At 25.8% G+C, this 3,557-nt stretch carries 4 protein-coding genes; all 4 read right to left on the minus strand.

Annotation, left to right across the window (positions count from 1 at the left end; genetic code table 11):
* Nucleotides 1–308: 308 nt before the first annotated feature.
* The 4 genes from B2W91_RS10250 to B2W91_RS10265 all read right to left on the minus strand — a co-directional run bounded on the left by B2W91_RS10250 (nt 309) and on the right by B2W91_RS10265 (nt 3,166).
* Entirely contained in the window at nt 309–770 is a 462-nt protein-coding gene (locus B2W91_RS10250; protein WP_291580533.1) for a hypothetical protein, read from the minus strand.
* Entirely contained in the window at nt 754–1,176 is a 423-nt protein-coding gene (locus B2W91_RS10255; RefSeq protein ID WP_291580535.1) for a nucleotidyltransferase domain-containing protein, read from the minus strand. Before B2W91_RS10255 ends, B2W91_RS10250 begins: the two co-directional genes overlap by 17 nt.
* A gap of 351 nt (nt 1,177–1,527) precedes the next feature.
* Nucleotides 1,528–1,932, minus strand: coding sequence for a type VII toxin-antitoxin system MntA family adenylyltransferase antitoxin (mntA, locus tag B2W91_RS10260; protein ID WP_291580536.1), 405 nt, complete (start codon nt 1,930–1,932; stop codon nt 1,528–1,530).
* 973 nt (nt 1,933–2,905) lie between these two features.
* A complete protein-coding gene (locus B2W91_RS10265) occupies nt 2,906–3,166 on the minus strand; it encodes a nucleotidyltransferase domain-containing protein (protein ID WP_291580537.1) in 261 nt (86 codons plus the stop codon).
* Nucleotides 3,167–3,557: the final 391 nt, after the last annotated feature.

Genomic DNA, 3,557 nt, shown 5'->3' on the forward strand with positions numbered 1-3,557 from the left:
ATTTAAATACATCTTATGTTATGGTTCAACAAAACAGGAACTTATCTTAAATCAACAGCACATTGCATTTAAATACATCTTATGTTATGGTTCAACCACTGCAATCAAGCCATTCTCCATTTTCATTATACCCCTTAAACCATTGAAAATAAAGGATTTACTAAAAATTTTACCAACCATTTTGTGTTTTTAAAGAAATTGATAAAAAAATCCTCATAAACCTTGAATTTTCAATAGGTTATGAGGGACTTTAGTTTCCTTGAGGTTTGTAAAATTTAATTTCTAGCTGCCTTATTAAATACAAAATATTATCTATTCTTTTTATTTGTTTTTACTAAATGTATTTCATTTTCTGTTATTTCTAAAAATATTTGAAGATACATAATTTCTGAAAAACAACAGGTTATTATATCTTCTTCTACACCTTCTCTTTTGTAATAATCATGAGTATATCTATTTCTTAATCTAACTATAGTAATCAAAAATTCACATAGGGTATCATCTAAAAAACCATGAATCCTAGCTCCCTTAATTAGCTCTATTCCTGATACTCCATCAATATAATTATCAGTCATAACAAGATAAGTTTCACACATATCTATGATATACTCTGTAAAATCTTGAAAATATCCTAATATTGCTCTTCTAATATATACAGATTTAGTATTAGTATATTCCATAATTGCACCTTGCATTAAAGCTAAGGTATCTTGAGCTATTTTAAATTTTAATTCTAATCGTTCTTTTTTATATTTATAATATGGACTCATTTCTTTCTCTCCTTAGAATTTCTTTGTCTTTCTCAACTAAATTCTCTAACCATTGATTATTTCTTCTATACTTATTAACGTATAGTCTAAAATCCATATACTTCAAACTATCTATAATTAATTTGTTCTCACTTTTAATAAATTCCGTTGCTAATGTTGAATCAAATTCCTTCATATATAAAAAAGTGATATGAATATTATCGTAAGAAAAATACTTTCTAAATATAGATTCTAGAATGTCCTCAACTTCAAATTCAAAGCTTACTGATTTTCTATATTCTAATAGAAGTAAAATATCAATATCACTTCGTCCTTTATGCCAATATTCTGTGTTGAAGCTACCAAATAAAGCTATTCCTATTAACGTATCTATATTAGGAATTTCTAACTCTTCTAAAACATTCATGCTTTCACCAACTTTTTATACAATTTTATTATTATAAATAATATCTAGCATTAGTATATCACATAATGTAATTAATTTCTATTCTACAGAGTATGATTAGACACAATGCTTATTGATAACTGTATTTACTAGAACTTTAGCTGCTATCATTACTAAATTTAGTAGAATACACTAATTATAATAGAAAGGTTAATAATACAAAAGATGTCTTTGGTCTTTCTAAATGTCTGTTTAAACATATAAATTTAACTTTAAAATAAGGATTCTATAAGTTAAACAGTATTAATCACTGACAATCATCATTTTAGTTTTTTATATGAAATGTGAAACTAAAATTCATAATATCACTTCTTACAACTTAAAGCTATCGTAGTAATCCTTTCTAAAGGATTCTAAATAATATTTTTCATCTCTATGTCTATTAAAAACATATTCCATATAATCAGACACCTTTATGAAATCCCTCTCATAAAATTCTCTACCTTCATTTAAAGTCTTAAATTGTAATGTTATAGGTGCTTTTTTCAAATCTATAGTATCTAAATTCTCAAAGCCTATGATATCAGATATCTCACAAGATATAGCCATTTCATCCATAAGTGAAATATCACTGTCAAAAAGAAGTGCAAAGTCTATGTCGCTATCCTCTCCTTGATACTCTGTACCGTATGATCCAATAATCCATACAGCTAATATAACAGATTTATCTTCAAAGTATTTTTTTAATTCATGAATTTTATTTTCAATATTAATCATATACTTCACCTCATAAGAAGTTTCAATTATTTTGTCTAACATCACCATTATTATACAGTTGTCTAGACATTATATGCACATTAATAATTATAACTAATAACAATAACTTTAATTATTTTTTATTTTACTTATGTTAAGGTTCAACTCGACGAATTTGCTAGTAACCTAGCAGAAAAAACATTTAAATACATCTTATGTTAAGGTTCAACTTCATCAATTGAGAATTGACTATTGACAATGGATAACTATTGATATTTCTCTCTTACAAGAGAAAAATTATGATTTAATTTATTTATTCTAGAGTAAAATATCAACTTTTGCTAGAATATTCATTTTAAAAATTAGTTTAATTAAAACTAATTTTAACCTTAATTGTAAATTATCCGTTCTCAATTTTCACTTGTATAAGGTTTATCCATTGTAATCAATCCATTCCCTATTTGCATTATCTCCCTTAAGCCATTGAGAATAAGGAATTTATTAAAAATTTTACCAATCGCTTTGCATTTTAAAGAAAACTAATAAAAAGTTCCTCGTAAACCTTAGATTTTCAATAGGTTATGAGTAACTTTGTTTTCTTTGAGGTTGGTAAAACTTTATATAATTTTAAAACTAAGATACTTAGAAAGTAAAGACTTCAGAAATTACGCTAATAAATTTACTGCACCCCAGGGGAATTTTTCCCGCAGGGGTGTTAAATACATCCAATGTTAAGGTTCAAGCTTCAGCAGGAAACGAGTCTGAAAGAAGAAAAGCAAATTTAAATACATCTAATGTTAAGGTTCAACTTTAAAGAGTGGTTTAAGAAACAAAGTGAGGTAGAATTTAAATACATCTAATGTTAAGGTTCAACATACACAGTACAGATTTAGATTTAGCGTTAAATGTAGAATTTAAATACATCTAATGTTAAGGTTAAACTAAATTCAATGTTAAATTATTACATATATGTACAGTTTAAATACATCATATGTTAAGGTTCAACNNATTCTAAATAATATTTTTCATCCCTATGTCTATTAAAAACATATTCCATATAATCGGATACCTTTATGAAATCCCTCTCATAAAATTCTCTACCTTCATTTAAAGTCTTAAATTGTAATCTTATAGGTGTCTTTCTCAAATCTATAGTATCTACATTCTCAAAGCCTATGATATCAGATATTTCGTAAGATATAGCCATTTCATCCATAAGTGAAATATCGCTATCAAAAAGAAGTGCAAAGTCTATGTCGCTATCCTATCTTTGATACTCTGTACCATAAGATCCAATAATCCATACAGCTAATATAACGAATTTGTCTTCAAAGTATTTTTTTAATTCATGAACTTTATTTTCAATATCAATCATATACTTCACCTCATAAGAAGTTTCAATTATTTTGTCTAGCCTCACCATTATTATACAGTTGTCTAGACATTATATCCACATTAATAATTATAACTAATAACAATAACTTTAATTATTTTTTTATTTTACTTATGTTAAGGTTCAACTATTTATACTAGTTATGAATGTAGGACATGTAAAAAATTTAAATACATCCAATGTTAAGGTTCAATGCTACACAACAAATTCAAATGGCACACTTGTATTATTTAAATACATCTTATGTTAAGGT

Source organism: Clostridium sp. UBA6640 (assembly GCF_002455975.1).
Classification (GTDB): domain Bacteria; phylum Bacillota; class Clostridia; order Clostridiales; family Clostridiaceae; genus Clostridium_J.